At 73.4% G+C, this 14,963-nt stretch carries 15 protein-coding genes and 1 riboswitch; of the genes, 8 read left to right on the forward strand and 7 right to left on the reverse strand.

The window, feature by feature from the left end; translation table 11 throughout:
- Nucleotides 1–140: 140 nt before the first annotated feature.
- Nucleotides 141–644 carry a hypothetical protein gene (locus tag ACXR2U_RS10935; RefSeq protein WP_458825047.1) on the forward strand — a complete coding sequence of 168 codons (504 nt, stop codon included), beginning with the start codon at nt 141–143 and terminating at the stop codon, nt 642–644.
- Here ACXR2U_RS10935 and ACXR2U_RS10940 read toward each other — a convergent pair.
- Nucleotides 599–1,447 carry a helix-turn-helix transcriptional regulator gene (locus tag ACXR2U_RS10940; RefSeq protein WP_458825048.1) on the reverse strand — a complete coding sequence of 283 codons (849 nt, stop codon included), beginning with the start codon at nt 1,445–1,447 and terminating at the stop codon, nt 599–601. The two genes, ACXR2U_RS10935 and ACXR2U_RS10940, sit on opposite strands and share 46 nt — an antisense overlap.
- A 103-nt stretch (nt 1,448–1,550) precedes the next feature.
- Between ACXR2U_RS10940 and ACXR2U_RS10945 the strand changes: the two genes are divergently transcribed.
- Nucleotides 1,551–2,297 carry an SDR family oxidoreductase gene (locus ACXR2U_RS10945; RefSeq protein WP_458825049.1) on the forward strand — a complete coding sequence of 249 codons (747 nt, stop codon included), beginning with the start codon at nt 1,551–1,553 and terminating at the stop codon, nt 2,295–2,297.
- On the opposite strand, the gene ACXR2U_RS10950 is transcribed toward ACXR2U_RS10945, so the two are convergent.
- Genes ACXR2U_RS10950 through ACXR2U_RS10960 form a run of 3 tightly spaced genes read right to left on the reverse strand, consistent with a single transcriptional unit; the run spans nt 2,288 to nt 5,125 of the window.
- Complete coding sequence (locus ACXR2U_RS10950) at nt 2,288–3,022, reverse strand: energy-coupling factor transporter transmembrane component T family protein (RefSeq protein ID WP_458825050.1); 735 nt, start codon at nt 3,020–3,022, stop codon at nt 2,288–2,290. The two genes, ACXR2U_RS10945 and ACXR2U_RS10950, sit on opposite strands and share 10 nt — an antisense overlap.
- Nucleotides 3,019–4,512 (reverse strand): ABC transporter ATP-binding protein, encoded by a 1,494-nt coding sequence (locus ACXR2U_RS10955; RefSeq protein ID WP_458825051.1) that lies wholly within the window; start codon nt 4,510–4,512, stop codon nt 3,019–3,021. Before ACXR2U_RS10955 ends, ACXR2U_RS10950 begins: the two co-directional genes overlap by 4 nt.
- Before the next feature lies 1 nt (nt 4,513).
- Nucleotides 4,514–5,125 (reverse strand): ECF transporter S component, encoded by a 612-nt coding sequence (locus tag ACXR2U_RS10960; protein WP_458825052.1) that lies wholly within the window; start codon nt 5,123–5,125, stop codon nt 4,514–4,516.
- Nucleotide 5,126: 1 nt separating this feature from the next.
- Nucleotides 5,127–5,230, reverse strand: a riboswitch (TPP riboswitch).
- 224 nt (nt 5,231–5,454) lie between these two features.
- Here ACXR2U_RS10960 and glgX point away from each other — a divergent pair.
- From glgX to ACXR2U_RS10975, 3 genes are read left to right on the forward strand one after another with little or no spacing between them, the layout of a single operon-like run.
- Nucleotides 5,455–7,578 carry a glycogen debranching protein GlgX gene (gene glgX / locus ACXR2U_RS10965; protein ID WP_458825053.1) on the forward strand — a complete coding sequence of 708 codons (2,124 nt, stop codon included), beginning with the start codon at nt 5,455–5,457 and terminating at the stop codon, nt 7,576–7,578.
- Nucleotides 7,575–9,902 carry a malto-oligosyltrehalose synthase gene (treY, locus tag ACXR2U_RS10970; protein WP_458825054.1) on the forward strand — a complete coding sequence of 776 codons (2,328 nt, stop codon included), beginning with the start codon at nt 7,575–7,577 and terminating at the stop codon, nt 9,900–9,902. The genes glgX and treY overlap by 4 nt, the downstream gene beginning before the upstream one ends.
- Before the next feature lie 36 nt (nt 9,903–9,938).
- Nucleotides 9,939–10,424 (forward strand): hypothetical protein, encoded by a 486-nt coding sequence (locus tag ACXR2U_RS10975; RefSeq protein ID WP_458825055.1) that lies wholly within the window; start codon nt 9,939–9,941, stop codon nt 10,422–10,424.
- A 121-nt stretch (nt 10,425–10,545) separates the two neighbouring features.
- On the opposite strand, the gene ACXR2U_RS10980 is transcribed toward ACXR2U_RS10975, so the two are convergent.
- Nucleotides 10,546–11,940, reverse strand: coding sequence for a PQQ-dependent sugar dehydrogenase (locus tag ACXR2U_RS10980; protein WP_458825056.1), 1,395 nt, complete (start codon nt 11,938–11,940; stop codon nt 10,546–10,548).
- A 63-nt stretch (nt 11,941–12,003) separates the two neighbouring features.
- On the opposite strand from ACXR2U_RS10980, the gene ACXR2U_RS10985 reads away from it, so the two are divergent.
- Both ACXR2U_RS10985 and ACXR2U_RS10990 read left to right on the forward strand, forming a co-directional pair.
- Nucleotides 12,004–12,504, forward strand: a complete 501-nt coding sequence (locus tag ACXR2U_RS10985) for a hypothetical protein (RefSeq protein ID WP_458825057.1) — start codon at nt 12,004–12,006, stop codon at nt 12,502–12,504.
- The gene (locus ACXR2U_RS10990) at nt 12,504–12,968 is read left to right on the forward strand and encodes a hypothetical protein (protein WP_458825058.1); all 465 of its coding nucleotides are present in this window, start codon (nt 12,504–12,506) and stop codon (nt 12,966–12,968) included. Before ACXR2U_RS10985 ends, ACXR2U_RS10990 begins: the two co-directional genes overlap by 1 nt.
- A gap of 83 nt (nt 12,969–13,051) precedes the next feature.
- On the opposite strand, the gene ACXR2U_RS10995 is transcribed toward ACXR2U_RS10990, so the two are convergent.
- Nucleotides 13,052–13,552, reverse strand: a complete 501-nt coding sequence (locus tag ACXR2U_RS10995; protein ID WP_458825059.1) for a hypothetical protein — start codon at nt 13,550–13,552, stop codon at nt 13,052–13,054.
- 57 nt (nt 13,553–13,609) lie between these two features.
- Between ACXR2U_RS10995 and ACXR2U_RS11000 the strand changes: the two genes are divergently transcribed.
- Nucleotides 13,610–14,086: a hypothetical protein gene (locus tag ACXR2U_RS11000; RefSeq protein ID WP_458825060.1), complete on the forward strand. Its 477-nt coding sequence runs from the start codon at nt 13,610–13,612 to the stop codon at nt 14,084–14,086.
- Nucleotides 14,087–14,093: 7 nt separating this feature from the next.
- On the opposite strand, the gene ACXR2U_RS11005 is transcribed toward ACXR2U_RS11000, so the two are convergent.
- On the reverse strand, nt 14,094–14,948 hold the full coding sequence (locus tag ACXR2U_RS11005; protein ID WP_458825061.1) for a PPK2 family polyphosphate kinase: 855 nt from the start codon (nt 14,946–14,948) through the stop codon (nt 14,094–14,096).
- Nucleotides 14,949–14,963: the final 15 nt, after the last annotated feature.

Here is a 14,963-nt window from a genome sequence, read left to right on the forward strand (position 1 = left end):
GCTCCCGTGTTCGCTCCGGGGTCGCGCGCACTCAGGCTGCGCTCGTCGGTCGCTGGCGCTCCCCACGATGCTCGCGACTCCGATCTCGCCCCCGGCGCACACGGCCCGATCGGGAAGCACGGGGCGACGACACTGACCCCGTGCCCCGCTGGACCGCGCTGACCGACTTCACCCGCCGCCGGGTGCTCCGCGAGGGCGAGTACGCCTGGGCGCTCGACGTGTTCGGCCCGACCCTGCCGCCGCGCGACCGGATCCGCCTCAGCCCGGCGCTGGGCCTGCAGCGGCGACCGTTCACCTTCCCCGGCCCGCGGCGGATCACCGTGTTCCTCGGGCCGGACGCCGTCGACCCGGTCCGGACCAACCCGGCGCTGTTCGCGCACGAACTCACCCACGTGTGGCAGATCCACCACGCCCCGCACCGGCTGCCCTGGCTGGCGCGGGCCGTCGTCACGCAGATCCGGCACAGCCTGGGCCGGGACGTCTACGGCATCGGCGCGGCCACCGCGCCCTGGCGCGCGTACACGATCGAGCAGCAGGCGACCGTCGTCGAGCACTGGGTCCGGGACCGGCACGGCCCCGAGGGCCGTCGCCTCCAGCACTACCTCGACGAGGAGATCCGCGCAGCCGGGTCCTCCGCGCGCTGAACGGCCGAGGCGAGCATCGCGAGCTTCTCCGCACTCGGACTGCCGGGTTCGGCGTGGTAGAGGACGAGCAGGAGGTCGTCGACCGGCAGCTTCTCGCGGAACAGCTCGAGCTCCCCCACCTCCGGGTGCACCACGGACGCCGTCCCGCCGACCAGCGGCCGGACGTCGTGGCGCGCCCAGAGCGTCCGGAACGCTTCGCTGGCGACGGCGAGTTCGCCGACCAGCTCGACCAGCTTCGGGTCGTCGACGTCGTCACCGACGGTGGCCCGCAACGCCGCGACGAACCCGGCCGTCGCGCGCTCCCAGTCCCGGTGGAACGCCCGCTCCTCCGGATCGAGCAGCAACGAGCGCAACCGGTTCTGGCCCGGGCGCAGCCGCGGTGAGAGCGCCACGGCGAGGTCGTTGGCGGCGAGCACGTCGAACGTGCGGCCCTCGACGAACGCCGGCACCTGCACCGACGCCAGCAGGCCCTGCAGCCGCGGCGGTACCCGCTCGGGACGAACCGCGCGACGGCGCCGTGGTGCGGGAGTCCCCAGCCGGAGCAGGTGTTCCCGCTCGGCGTCGTCGAGCTCGAGCACCCGCGCCAGTGACGTCAGCACCTGGGCGGACGGGTGCCGGTCACGGCCCCGCTCCAGACGCAGGTAGTAGTCGGCGCTGATGCCCGCGAGCATCGCGACCTCCTCGCGTCGCAGCCCCGGCACGCGCCGCGTCGAGCCGCCCGGCAGCCCGGCGCGCTCCGGCGTGACCAGCCCGCGCCGGGCGCGGAGGTAGGCGCCCAGCGGGTTGTCACGCTCGTCGGCCACGCGCCGAGCCTAAGCAGGCACGGCACGCGGAGGGGGGTCCTGCGAGGACCCGGCAACGACGAGGTCTCCCCGGGCACCACGACGACGGCCGACGGTGGGCGGCATGGACATCAGCAACCGCACCGTCTTCCTCGCCGGCGGCACCTCCGGCATCGGCCGCGAACTCGCCCGTCAGTGGCGCGCCGCCGGCAGCACCGTGGTGGTCGGGGGCCGTCGCGCCGTGGACGACCCCGACAGCGTCGTGGTGGACGTGACCGACCCCGCCGGCGTCGTCGCCGCGCGTGACGCCGTCCTCGCCGCGCACCCCGACCTCGACACCCTCGTGGCGATGTCGGGCGTGATGCTGCCGGAGGACCTGCGCGACCCCGCCCACGCCGCCGACGCGCAGACCACCGTCGAGGTCAACCTGCTCGGCACCATCCGGCTGATCGACGCCTTCACACCCCACCTGCTGGCCCGCGGGCGCGGGACCGTCGTGACCGTGACGTCGGGCATCGCCTTCCTGCCGTTCCCCCTGCTCGCGACGTACGCGGCGACGAAGGCCGGGGTGCACGCGTACAGCGAGGCGTTGCGCGCCCAGCTGGCCGGCACCGGGGTCGAGGTCGCCGAACTCGTGCCGCCGGCGGTGGCCACCACCCCGGAGGTGGCCGCCGCCAACCCGCGCGCCCTGCCGCTCGACGAGTTCGTCAGCGAGGCCCTACGGCTGCTCGCGGCCGACCCCACGCCGCACGAGGTGCTCGTCGACGCCGTGCGGATGCACCGCTGGGCCGAACGCGACGGCACCTACGACGACCTGGTGACCGCGCGATCGCAGGCGCTCGCCACCCTGCCCGGGAGGGCTCAGGCGTAGAGGCCGACCACGACGGCGACCGCGGTCAGCAGCACCGTGCCCCCGACGAACACCGTGTCGAGCGCGGTGAACCGGGACGTGCGGGCGAAGGTGCGGTCGGGGCGCGCGCCAAAGCCGCGGGCGTCCATCGCCAGCGCCAGCCGCGTGGCCCGGCGGATGGCGGCGACCAGGACGGCGAACAGCAACCCGGCCTGGATGCGGACGGCCGCGACCGGGTTGCGCCCGGCGTCGATGCCCCTGGCCCGGCGGGCGCGGCGCAACGACATCCACTCCTCACCCAGCAGCGGCAGCAACCGGAACGCGGCGAGGGCGCCGTAGGCGAACCGTGCGGGGGCGTGCAGCTTCTGCACCAGGGCGTCGGCGAGGTCGACCGGTTCGGTCGAGAGCACGAGCAGCAGCCCCGGCAGCGCGATGGCGAGCAGCCGGGCGGCGACGCCCGGGACGGCGTCCAGCGACCCCGACGCGACCCAGTTGGCAGCGGTGACCCCGACGAGCCCGAGCACGAACGGCCAGCCGTACCGCAGCACCGTCCGCGGCCCGATGCCCAGGGCCATCAGCGCGATCACCTCGCCGACCAGCAGGACGACGGCGGTGGGCACGTCACCGGTGATCAACACGGGCAGCGACGGCACGACCAGCGCGACCAGCTTGGACACCGGGTTGAGCCGGGCCGCGCGGGTGGGCGCGATCGCGACGGCGAACGGGACGCTCACCCAGGACGTCACGCGCTCACCGCCGTGGACACCCGGCCGGCCGTCATCGTGAGCGCCCGGTCGGCCAGCGCCTGCACCAGCGCGACGTCGTGGCTGACGACCAGCAGGCCGGTGCCGTCGTCCCGGACACCGGCGAGCAGCTCCAGCAACGCGGCCCAGGTCGCGGCGTCCTGTCCGAACGTCGGTTCGTCGAGGACGAGCAGCGGCGGGGCGACCGACAGTGCCGTGGCCACCGACAGCCGGCGTTGCTCCCCGCCGGACAGCGTGAACGGGTTGGCCGGGCCGAGCCGCGCCAGGCGCAGGACCTCCAGCAGCTCGTCGGCGCGGGAGCCCGCACGGGCCTCGGACCAGCCGAGCCGACGGGGCGCGACGAGCAGTTCGTCGCGCACCGAGCCGGTGACGAACTGGTGCTCGGGCTGCTGGAAGACGGTGCCGACCGTGGCGGCGAGCTCGCGGGCGCGGAGTTTCGCCAGGGGTCGGGAGTCCGCGGCGCGCACGGCGGTCCCGGTGGTGGGGCGGGCGAGGCCGGCGGCGAGGCGGGCGAGCGTGGACTTGCCGGATCCGCTCGGGCCCGAGACGGCCACCGCCTCCCCCGCCCGCAGGGTCAGCGAGGTCGGGTGCAGGGCCGGCGCCGCGGCCCCGCGGTAGGTCGACCCGACGTCGGTCAGGTCGACGATCGGCTCGCCGGCCGGCCCGCTCGCCCGCCGCGGGGAGACGACAGCTCCGGGCACCCACACCCCGGCGGCGCGCAACACCTCGACGGCGGTGCGGAAGACCGTGGCCGGGGGGCCGTCGGCGAGGATCCCGCCGCCGGCGGCCAGCACCACCACCCGGTCGACGAGGTCCGCCCACGCCTCGACCCGGTGCTCGATCACGACGAGGGTCAGGCCCTGGGCCGTCGCGACGTCGGACACCGCCGCCACCACCTGGGCCGCGGCGGGCGGGTCGAGGTTGGCCGTCGGTTCGTCGAGCAGCAGCAGACCGGGCCGCAGGGCGACGACCCCGGCGAGGGCCAGCCGCTGCTTCTCCCCGCCCGACAGCGCAGCGGTGGGCCGCTCGCGCCCGTAGGGGAAGCCGACCGCCCCGAGCGCGGCGTCGACCCGGGCCCAGATCCGGCCGGGTGGGACGGCGTGGTTCTCCGGGCCGAACGCGACGTCGTCGCCGACCCGGCCCATGACGATCCCCGACTCCGGGTCCTGCAGCACCAGCCCGGCGCGGGCGCGGGCGGACGTCGCGTCGACGCCGTCGAGGGTCAGCGACCCGGACGCCTCGCCGCCCTCGGAGGCGGCGAGCAAGCCCGCCATCCCGCGCACCAACGTGGACTTGCCGGAGCCCGAGGCGCCGAGCAGCAGGACCCGTTCGCCCGCGGCGACGTCGAGGTCGAGGTCGGTGAGGGCCGGGGCGAGGCGGCCGGCGTGGCGGAAGCCCCACCCGCGGGCCCGGACCGCGACGCCTCGACCGGACCCCCGGCCCGGGCCTTCTCCCGGGCTGGGCGACGCCACGTCAGACGCGCTGTCGCTGCCGACCCGAGGCGAACGCGTCGAGCACCCCGGTGGCGGCCAGAGCGCGGACCAGCAGCCAGGAGAGCAACCCGGCGATCACCGCGCCGGACGCGACGAGGACCGCGACGTACCCGAGCTGCCACCCGGCCGAGAAGCCGGGGTAGAAGCGGTAGACGTAGAGGTCGAGCATCGACGCGGCGAAGCCCGCGACGGCACCGGCGGCCAGCGCGACGGGGACGTTCCACCGCTTCCAGCGGAACGCGGCGAACACCAACTCCGCGGCCAGGCCCTGGATCAGGCCGTAGACGATGATCGACGCCCCCGACCACGACACCGCGACCAGCGCGGAGAACAGGCCGGCGAGGAACTCGGTGTACAGCGCCGCACCCGGACGGCGGACGACGAGGGCGCCGACGACCCCGGCCATGACCCACACGCCGTAGATGACGGCCTTGGCGGGGACGGCGACGTCGAGGACGGACCAGAGGTTGTTCCAGGCGAAGAACACGACGCCGAACACGGCGGCGATCGCCGAGGCGACGACGATGTCGACGGTGCGCCAGCGGGTGGCGGGGCGGGTGGAGACGGACGGGACTGCGGACGAGCCGGTCATGGTGGTGCCTCTCGTGACTCCCTGCGCCGGCATGACCCGGATCAGGTTCGAGGGTCTGCGGGCGAACCGCACTCTCAGCGCCGAGGCGCTCCCCTGTCGTGTGGACGTGTGCCACACGACCCTACCCGTGACGAACCGCGGGAGGTGGGTACGTCCCGCTGGGGCCGCTGCACCGGCTCCTGGGTGGGTCCGCGCGACCCGCCGACGAGGAGCGGGGCCCGGACACAGGCCCCCCGAAGGGCCGAGACACGCGCCCGTCCCACCTGTGGAACGCTGAGAGGGTCGACGTGAGCACGCCTGCAAACGCACAGAATTCGAGTGGAGCACCCATGCAGATCTGGCCAGGAACGGCCTACCCGTTGGGAGCCACGTACGACGGCTCCGGCACCAACTTCGCCCTCTACAGCGAGGTGGCCGACCGGGTCGAGCTGTGCCTGTTCGACGAGGACGGCACCGAGACGGTGGTCGCGCTGCCCGAGGTCGACGGTCTGGTGTGGCACGCCTTCATCCCCGGCATCGAGCCCGGCCAGCGGTACGGCTACCGGGTGCACGGCCCGTACGACCCGGAGAACGGCCACCGCTGCAACCCCAACAAGTTGCTGCTCGACCCCTACGCCAAGGCGATCGACGGCACCTTCGAGTGGGACCAGTCGCTGTTCTCCTACGACTTCGGCGACCCCGACTCCCGCAACGACGACGACTCCGCCGAGCACATGCCCAAGTCGGTCGTCATCAACCCGTTCTTCGACTGGGGTGTGGACCGCCCTCCGAAGCGGCAGTACGCCGAGAGCGTGATCTACGAGGCGCACGTCAAGGGCCTGACCGAGACCCACCCGGACCTGCCCGAGGAGCTGCGCGGCACCTACGCCGGTGTCGCCCACCCGGCGGTGATCGAGCACCTGCAGAAGATCGGTGTCACGGCCATCGAACTGATGCCGGTGCACCACTTCGCGAACGACTCCACCCTGCAGGACAAGGGGTTGAGCAACTACTGGGGCTACAACACGATCGGCTTCTTCGCGCCGGACTCCAAGTACACGTCGTCGAACACGCCCGGCGGCCAGGTGCAGGAGTTCAAGGCCATGGTCCGCGCCCTGCACGAGGCGGGCATCGAGGTCATCCTCGACGTCGTCTACAACCACACGGCCGAGGGCAACCACATGGGCCCGACGCTGTCGATGCGCGGCATCGACAACCAGGCGTACTACCGCCTGGTCGAGGACGACCAGCGTTACTACATGGACTACACGGGGACGGGCAACAGCCTCAACGTGCGCAACCCCCACTCGTTGCAGCTGATCATGGACTCGCTGCGCTACTGGGTGACCGAGATGCACGTCGACGGCTTCCGCTTCGACCTCGCCTCGACGCTGGCGCGCGAGTTCTACGACGTGGACCGGCTGTCGAGCTTCTTCGAACTCGTGCAGCAGGACCCGACCGTGAGCCAGGTCAAGCTCATCGCCGAGCCGTGGGACGTCGGCCCGGGCGGCTACCAGGTCGGCAACTTCCCCCCGCAGTGGACGGAGTGGAACGGCAAGTACCGCGACACGGTCCGCGACTTCTGGCGTGGCGAGCCCGCCACGCTCGGGGAGTTCGCCGAACGGTTCACCGGATCCGCCGATCTCTACGAGCACTCCGCCCGTCGTCCCGTGGCGTCGATCAACTTCGTCACGGCGCACGACGGCTTCACCCTGCTCGACCTCGTCTCCTACAACGAGAAGCACAACGAGGCGAACGGCGAGGACAACAACGACGGCGAGAGCCACAACCGTTCGTGGAACTGCGGCGTCGAGGGCCCGACCGACGACGAGCAGATCAACGCGCTCCGCGCCCAGCAGCGCCGCAACTTCATCGCGACCCTGTTCCTGAGCCAGGGCGTACCGATGCTCTGTCACGGCGACGAACTGGGCCGTTCGCAGGGCGGCAACAACAACGGGTACTGCCAGGACAACGAGATCTCCTGGATCGACTGGTCACTGGCCGAGCCGGACCTCATCGAGTTCACCGGCCGGGTGGCGAAGCTGCGCCACGACCACCCGATCTTCCGTCGTCGCCGGTTCTTCGACGGCCGCCCGGTGCGCCGACGCGGCCAGAAGACCGGTGCAGCACCGGACGTCGGCTGGCTGCGACCCGACGGCAGTGAGATGACCGAGGACGACTGGGACAGCGGGTTCGGCAAGGCCGTCGCCGTGTTCCTCAACGGCAACGGCATCCCCGACCACGACACCCGCGGCCAGCGCGTCGTCGACGACACCTTCTTCATGGCCTTCTCGGCGCACTTCGAGCCGATCGAGTTCACGCTGCCGCCGAAGGAGTTCGGGACGACCTGGCAGGTCGTGCTCGACACCGCCGACCCGGCGCAGCTCGACGTCGGGCCGGAGATCGACGCCGGTGGCACCGTCACGGTCGGCCCGCGGGCCATCGTGCTGCTGCAGCGGCTCGCGTCGTCGTGACCGGGACCTCGGGCCCCGAGGTGCCGGCCGGCCCACCTACCTCCACCTACCGGCTGCAGATCACGGCCGAGGACACCCTGCAGCGCGCGGCCGGTCTCGTCGACTACCTCGACGCGCTCGGGGTGGGCGGGGTGTACCTGTCGCCGATCCTGCACGCCACCTCGGGTTCCGGGCACGGCTACGACGTCGTCGACCACACCCGCGTCGACCCGGAACGCGGTGGCGCCGAGGGTCTCGACGCCGTGGTGGAGGCGTCCCACGCGCGTGGCCTGCCGGTGGTGATCGACATCGTCCCGAACCACATGGGCGTCGCCGATCCCACGCAGAACGCCGCGTGGTGGGACCTGCTGCGCGGTGGGCGGGAGTCCGAGCACGGCGCGTGGTTCGACGTCGACTGGCGGCAGCCGAAGATCAAGATCCCGGTGCTGGGCGACGACGCCGACCTGGGTGAGGACCTGACCCTCCAGGGCGAGCCGCCGGACCGGTTGGCCTACTACGAGCACGTCTACCCGGTCGCCGACGGCACGGCCCGTCCGGGCTACGACGCCCGCGAGGTCCACACCCGGCAGCACTACGAGCTCGTCGGGTTCCGCCGCGCCGACACGGAGCAGAACTACCGCCGGTTCTTCGCGGTCACCGAACTCGCCGGTCTGCGGGTCGAGGACCGCGAGGTCTTCGACGCCACGCACGTCGAGATCCTGCGATGGGTCCGTGATGGCCTCGCACAGGGCATCCGCATCGACCACCCGGACGGCCTCACCGACCCGGCGGGGTACCTGCGGTGGTTGCGGGATGCCGCGCCGGACGCGTGGATCACGGTCGAGAAGATCCTCGAGCCCGGCGAGACGCTCCCGGCGGAGTGGCCGGTGGCCGGCACCACCGGCTACGACGCGCTCACCGAGGTCGGACAGTTGCTCGTCGACCCCGCCGCGACCGAGGCGGTCGACCGGGTCTACCGGTCCGTCACGGGCGACGACCGTTCCTTCGCCGACCACGTCGAGGCTGGGAAACGCCAGATCGCCACGAGCATCCTGCAGGCGGAGGTCCTGCGGCTCGCGTCGCTGGTGCCGGACGGCCTGGCCGGACACGACGCCGTCGTGGCGGCCCTGACCGAGCTGGTCGTGGCCTTCCCGGTGTACCGCTCGTACGCGCCGAACGGGCTCGAGCACCTGCAGGAGGCGGTGGACACCGTCGGGTCGCGCGCGCCGGACCTGATGGACACGGTCCACGCGCTCGTGCCGTTGCTCTCGGACCCGGAGCAGGAGATCGCGCGTCGGTTCCAGCAGGTCACCGGCGCGGTCATGGCCAAGGGCGTCGAGGACACCGCGTACTACCGGTACGCGCGACTGGTCAGTGCCAACGAGGTCGGCGGCGACCCCGCCGTGCTCGGTCGCACCGTCGCCGAGTTCCACGCGGCCCAGACCGAGCGGTGGTGGGGGGCGGCGCAGTCGATGACCACGCTGTCGACCCACGACACCAAGCGGGGCGAGGACGTCCGCGCCCGCATCGCCGTCCTGGCCGAGATCCCGCAGGAGTGGGAGCAGACCCTCACCACCCTGCAGGAGAAGGCACCGTTGCCGGATGCAACGCTGGCGTCGCTGCTGTGGCAGACGATCCTCGGTGCTCCGCAGGCCGACCGTGAGCGGCTGCACGCCTACGCCGAGAAGGCGATGCGGGAGGCGGCGGTCGGCACCGGCTGGATCGACCAGGACGAGGCGTTCGAGGCCGCGGTCCACGCCGCGGTCGACGCCCGCTTCGACGATGCCGAGGTCCGCGGCCTGATCGACCGGTTGGCGCAGCGGCTCGACCTGCCGGGCTGGGTCAACGCGCTCGCCCAGAAGATCGTGCAACTGACGATGCCCGGCGTGCCGGACGTCTACCAGGGCACGGAGAGCTGGCGCGACGACCTCGTCGACCCCGACAACCGCCGCCCGGTCGACCACGCCGAGCTGCGGCGTCGGCTCGACCTCCTCGACCGGCAGGGCACGCCCCCGCCGATCGGGCCGGACGGCGACGTCAAGCTCTGGCTGGTGTCGCGGGTCCTGCGCACCCGGCGGGAGCACCCGGACTGGTTCACGGCGTACACCCCGTTGCTCGCGGACGGCCCCGCCGCCGACCACGTCGTCGCGTTCGACCGCGGCGGGGCGATCACGGTCGCGACCCTGCACCCGTTGGCGCTGTCGGCCGCCGGTGGGCTCGGCGACAGCCGGGTCGTCCTGCCGAGCGGCGAGTGGACCGACCGGCTGACCGGTCGCACCTGGCGCGATGCCGTGCCGCTGGCCGAGTTGCTGGCCACGTACCCGGTCGCGTTCCTGACCCGGTGAACCGGTGAGTCGGGCCTGACCTGTGAGGACGCCGTCGTGACCGCGCGCCGGATCGCTGCCGTGGCAGCGTTCTGCGCGGTCACGGCGGTGCCCCTGGTCGTCTGCGTGCTGCTCGCGGGCGACCCCCTCGCCGGCCTCGGGCTCGGGTTCGTGGTGTCGGGCGTCGTCCTGCTCGCGCTCGCCCTCACCGTCCAGTTCGCGCGGCACCGGCGTGAACACCGACGGGCGGCACAGTTCCCCGGGCCGGCCGGGCGACGTCACGACGCGGCGTCGGTCGCCGAGGCCATGGTGGCGCTCGCCCCGCCGGACTGGCGGGGGCTGCGCCTGGAGGTGGACGACCTGAGCCGTCGGGTCACGGTCGTGCGCGCCGACGGCACCCAGGCCGACCTCGGGCCGCTCTCCCCCGCCCTCGACGCGGCGATCGACCAGCTCGACGCCTCCACCCGCCGGTCGCACACCCCGCTGCACCGCCTCGTCCTCGCCGCCTCCCGCGACGGCACGGCGAAGGTCACCGTCGAGTAGTCCCCCGTTCGTCGCGCCTCACGTCCGGTCGACCGCCACAGGGGCACTGCCTGGTCGCCGGAACGACCGGACCCTGCACTTCTGGGAGTGCGGGACGGCGTCGCCGGGGCAGCAGTAGGCGTCAGCGGCCGGTGCGGGTCAGGCGGTAGACGGCGCCCGCGGTGTCGTCGGTGACGTAGACGGCGCCGTCGGGGCCGAGCACGGCCGCGACGGGGCGGCCCCAGCGGCTGCCGTCGTCGGCCTGGAAACCGCCGAGGAGGGTCTGCTGGCCGCCGAGTCCGCCGTTGCCGTCCGAGGCGAAGAACGAGACCTCCGGCGGACGCGGTGGTTGCCGGTTCCAGGAGCCGTGGACGCCGACGAGCGCGCCGGCACCGAGGCCGGGGAGGTCGGCGAACGACAACCCGAGCGGCGCCGAGTGCGCGCCGAAGGTCTGCTCGATCGGGGCGAGCGTGCCGCAGTCGAGCTCGCGGCCGTCCGGGTTGGTCTGGGCGTCGCGGACGAACGGCGGGGTCGCGTAGTCGTAGGCCGTCCCGGCCACGCCCTGCCGGACGTCGGGATCGGGGTTGCAGAACGGCCAGCCCAGGTCGCGTCCGGGCGTGAGCTTCGCCAGTTCCTCGGCCGGGTGGTCGTCGACGTAGTCGGGGATGACCTGACCGTAGGACGAGCCGTCGGCCTCGCCGTAGGGCTGGTCCCACGGGTAGGCGATGTTGTCGCGGTTGTTCACCGCGGTCCACACCGCGCCGTCGGGCGCGACCGCGAGTCCGGTGCCGTTGCGCACGCCCCGCGCGTACACCTCCGGCGTGCCGCCGCCGGGCGGCACCCGGTAGATGGTGGCGCGCTGCGGGGAGGCGTCACGGTCGTCCGCCGAGGTGTTGGCCGTGGACCCGATCGAGTAGTAGACAGCGCCGTCGTTGCCCACTGCAACACTCTTCAGCGCGTGCGCGTAAGCCCCGTGCAACTCGGGGCTCTTGGCGTCGGGCAGTCCCCCGGCGACGACCTGCTGACCGTCGGCGGCGCCGTTCGCGTAGCGGTAGGAGTCGACCTCGTCGCTCTGCGCGACGAAGAGGGTGCCGCCCGCGAAGGCGAGGCCGTGCGGCTGGTCCAGACCCGAGAGCACGGTCGACGTCCTCGGGGTGGCCGTGGCGGTCGGGCCCGGGGTCAGCCGCACGACGTCACCCGAACCCGGGCGGGAGATCAGCAGGGAGCCGTCCGGCGCCCAGGCCGCGAGCCGGGCGCCGTCGACCCGCGCCCACAACGCCATCGACCAGCCGACCGGCACCTGGACCTGCCGCGGACGGTCGAACGGCGCCACGGCCAGGCCGTCGGGCACCTGCAGCGTGACCGTCGTGGTCGCGAAGGTCGCCGCCGACGGCGGTGCGGCCGAGGACGGCGCCGACGGCCGGGTCGACGCCGACGGGGCGTCGGTGGGAGGCGCCGGGCTCGACGAGCACGCCGCGAGGCCGGTCACCACCGCCGCGGCGAGCACGCCGGACAGGACGCGTCGGGATCGCCTCACCGCCCCATGGTGCCCCGCGTCGCGTCGTGCATAGGGCGACGCCCGTCCGGGTACGAGCCCCTCATGCCCGGTCTGCTGAAAGGTCTCGGACGTGGCGCGCTCGCAGGAGCCGCCGGCGTCACCGCGCTCAACGCCGCCACGTACGGCGACATGTTCGTGCGCGGCCGTGGCGCGAGCGACGTCCCGAGCCAGATGGTCGAGAAACTCGCCCAGGACGCCGGCACCGACATCCCCGGCTCCGGCGAGGAGCGGGACAACCGCTACGAGGCGTCCGGACCGCTCGCCGGCATCCTCGCCGGTGTGGGCGTCGGGGCGGTCTCCGGCGCGCTGCACTCCACCGGACTCAAGCTGCCGGCGTTCCTCGGCGCGCCGCTCATGGGGCTCGCCGCGATGGCGGCGGCGGACGTGCCGCTGTTCCTCACCAAGGTCAGCGACCCGAGGTCGTGGGCCGCGAAGGACTGGTTGAGCGACGCCGCGTTCCACCTCGCCTACGGCGTCGTCGCGCACGCGGCGTTGACCTCGATGGAGCAGCATGACCTCGCGGCGCTGAAGGCGGCCCGCTGATGGCGCTGCCCACCCCGCTCCGGGCGTTGTTCCTCGGCTTCGCGACCGGTTCGCGCAGCAGCTACGGGCTCGCGGCGCTCACACTGACCGCGCCCGCCGCGGTGGCGGAGACGCCCCTGGTCGAGCACGCCCTGAGCACGCCCGCGGCCAAGGTCGCGGCCGCCGTGGCCGCCGTCGGCGAGACCACCGGAGACAAGCTGCCCGCCACCCCGTCACGACTCTCGGCCGGCGGGCTGCCGTTCCGGGCCGTCAACGGGGCGGGCTGCGGGGTCCTGCTGGCCCGCCGTGAGGGCGTCAGCGAGGGCGCGCCCGCCCTGATCGGCCTCACCGGAGCGCTCGCGACGACCTACGCGGGGGCCTGGTTCCGGGCCGCCGCCGTCCGCTGGTTCGGCCACGACGCCTGGGGTGCGGTCATCGAGGACGGCGTCGCCGCCACCTTCGCCGTCCTCGGCGTGCGTCGCTGACACGGACACCGCCGGCGGCACGCTCCGCTCCCGTCCAGGCGGATGCGCCGGGAGGCAGTGGGGACGGAGCCACGTCGCGACGATCAACCCGTTCGACGCGACGGACGGCGGCGCGGTGAGCCCTTCATCTGGTCGCCCCGGCCGACCGACGCGGCGGCGAACGCAGCCGCGGCGACGCCGAGCACGCCCATGACGACGAGCCACAGCCACACGTGCTGCTCGTAGTGGTCGAGGAGCTCCCACGTCTCCTTGCCCGCGATGCACGTGCCCCCGACCGCGACCAGGAGCCACCCGGTGGCCTTGTTCATGTAGTCGACGAACGCGGCCCGGTCCTCAGGACCCAGCGCCTCGAACACGGCCCGCCGGAACGCCTGGTTGCGCCGCCGTTCGCGGAGGTACTTCACCGGCGGCACCAGCCACCACCAGTCCGACACCCGGGGCGGCGAGACCACTCCCCGACCCGCCTCGGCGAGCGCCTCGCGGTCGAGGTCCTGCTCGTGCAACTCCCCGGCCGCCTGACGGAGAGGACCCATCACGAGGAACCAGGCGCCGACGAAACCGACCCAGAGGGTGAACGCGTGCACCGCGCGACGGTAGCGAGGGCAGAGGGAGCTCAGCCGCACGCTCTATGCTCGTCCGCCGTGACGCCCCCCGAGGAGGAACGGCCCGCCGTGATCTGGCGGCTGCCGCGGTGGGAACCGGCCGTGCTGTTCCTCGTCACGGCCGCGCTCGCGGGCTACGCGATCTACGGCGGCGGGAGCGGCGTGGTCATCGGCATCGTGGCGCTGCTGGCGGTCGCGTTCTTCGTCGCAGCCGTGGCGGCAGCGCGGATGTACCTGATCGCCGACGACGACGGCATCGGCATCCGTCGCTACACCGGCGAGAGCTCCCTGACGTGGGACCGGATCAGTGGGATCGCCGTGGCCAAGCAACGTGGCGGCGCGCTCACGCTGGAGATCCAGGCGCCCGACGCGACGGCGCTGACGGTGCCGCCCTCGCTCGTCCTGCCGCTGCGTCCGACCGGCATCGCCCGGACCACCAACCTGCTCGGGGTCAAGGCGCAGGAACTGCGCGAGCGGCGGCCGCACGGGTCGATCCCGCCGGTCGCCCAGCCCTGAGCGGACCTCAGTACGGCGGTTGCAGCCGCTTCCTCATGGCCCCGGCGTCGACCGCCGGGGGCGGGTAGACGGGATCGAGCTCGGCGAACGTCTCGCGCAGGATCTCCCCCACCGCCCAGTTCCGGTACCACTTGCGGTCGCTCGGGACGACGTACCAGGGCGCGACGTCGGTGTCGGTCTTCTCGAGCATCGCCCCGAACGCGGTCTGGTACTCGGTCCAGAAACCGCGCTCGTCGACGTCGCCCTCGGAGAACTTCCAGGTCTTGGTGGGATCGTCGAGCCGGGCCAGCAGCCGCTCGCGCTGGGTGGCGTACGAGATGTGCAGGAACACCTTGACGACGGTCGTGCCGCCCGCGACCAGGTCGCGCTCGAAGGCGTTGATCTCCTCGTACCGGGCCTCGACCGTCGCGAGCGGCAGGGTGTCGTGGACCCGCGGGACGATGACGTCCTCGTAGTGCGACCGGTCGAACACCCCGATCTGCCCCATCGCGGGCAGCGCCCGGCGGATCCGCCACAGGTAGTGGTGGGCGAGCTCGGTGGGGGTCGGGCGCTTGAACGCCGTGATCCGGACGGCCTCGGGCTGCAGCTGGCCGACGACGTGCTTGACCACGCCGCCCTTGCCCGCGGTGTCGATGCCCTGCAGCACCAGCAGCACCGAGCGGGGCGAGAGCCCCTCGGCCGCCGACGCCGTCAGCCGCTCCTGCCACTCCTCGAGCGAGGTGCCGGGCGGGTCCGCGAGCGCCGCGGTGGTCTTCGCCTTACCACCGGGCGCGAGCGGGGTCGCGGCGGTGTCGTACCCCGCGAGGTTGACGACACCGGGACGGACGCGGAGGTTCTGACGCACCGAACGGGTATGAGCCACGAGGGAGACGTTAGT

It is taken from the genome of Jatrophihabitans sp. YIM 134969, assembly GCF_054456675.1.

Bases quoted from the DNA above. Each gene is read 5' to 3' on its own strand.
- ACXR2U_RS10945 (WP_458825049.1), top strand. From the start codon at position 1,551: ATGGACATCAGCAACCGCACCGTCTTCCTCGCCGGCGGCACCTCCGGC.
- ACXR2U_RS10960 (WP_458825052.1), bottom strand. From the start codon at position 5,125: ATGACCGGCTCGTCCGCAGTCCCGTCCGTCTCCACCCGCCCCGCCACC.
- glgX (WP_458825053.1), top strand. From the start codon at position 5,455: ATGCAGATCTGGCCAGGAACGGCCTACCCGTTGGGAGCCACGTACGAC.
- ACXR2U_RS10985 (WP_458825057.1), top strand. From the start codon at position 12,004: ATGCCCGGTCTGCTGAAAGGTCTCGGACGTGGCGCGCTCGCAGGAGCC.
- ACXR2U_RS10990 (WP_458825058.1), top strand. From the start codon at position 12,504: ATGGCGCTGCCCACCCCGCTCCGGGCGTTGTTCCTCGGCTTCGCGACC.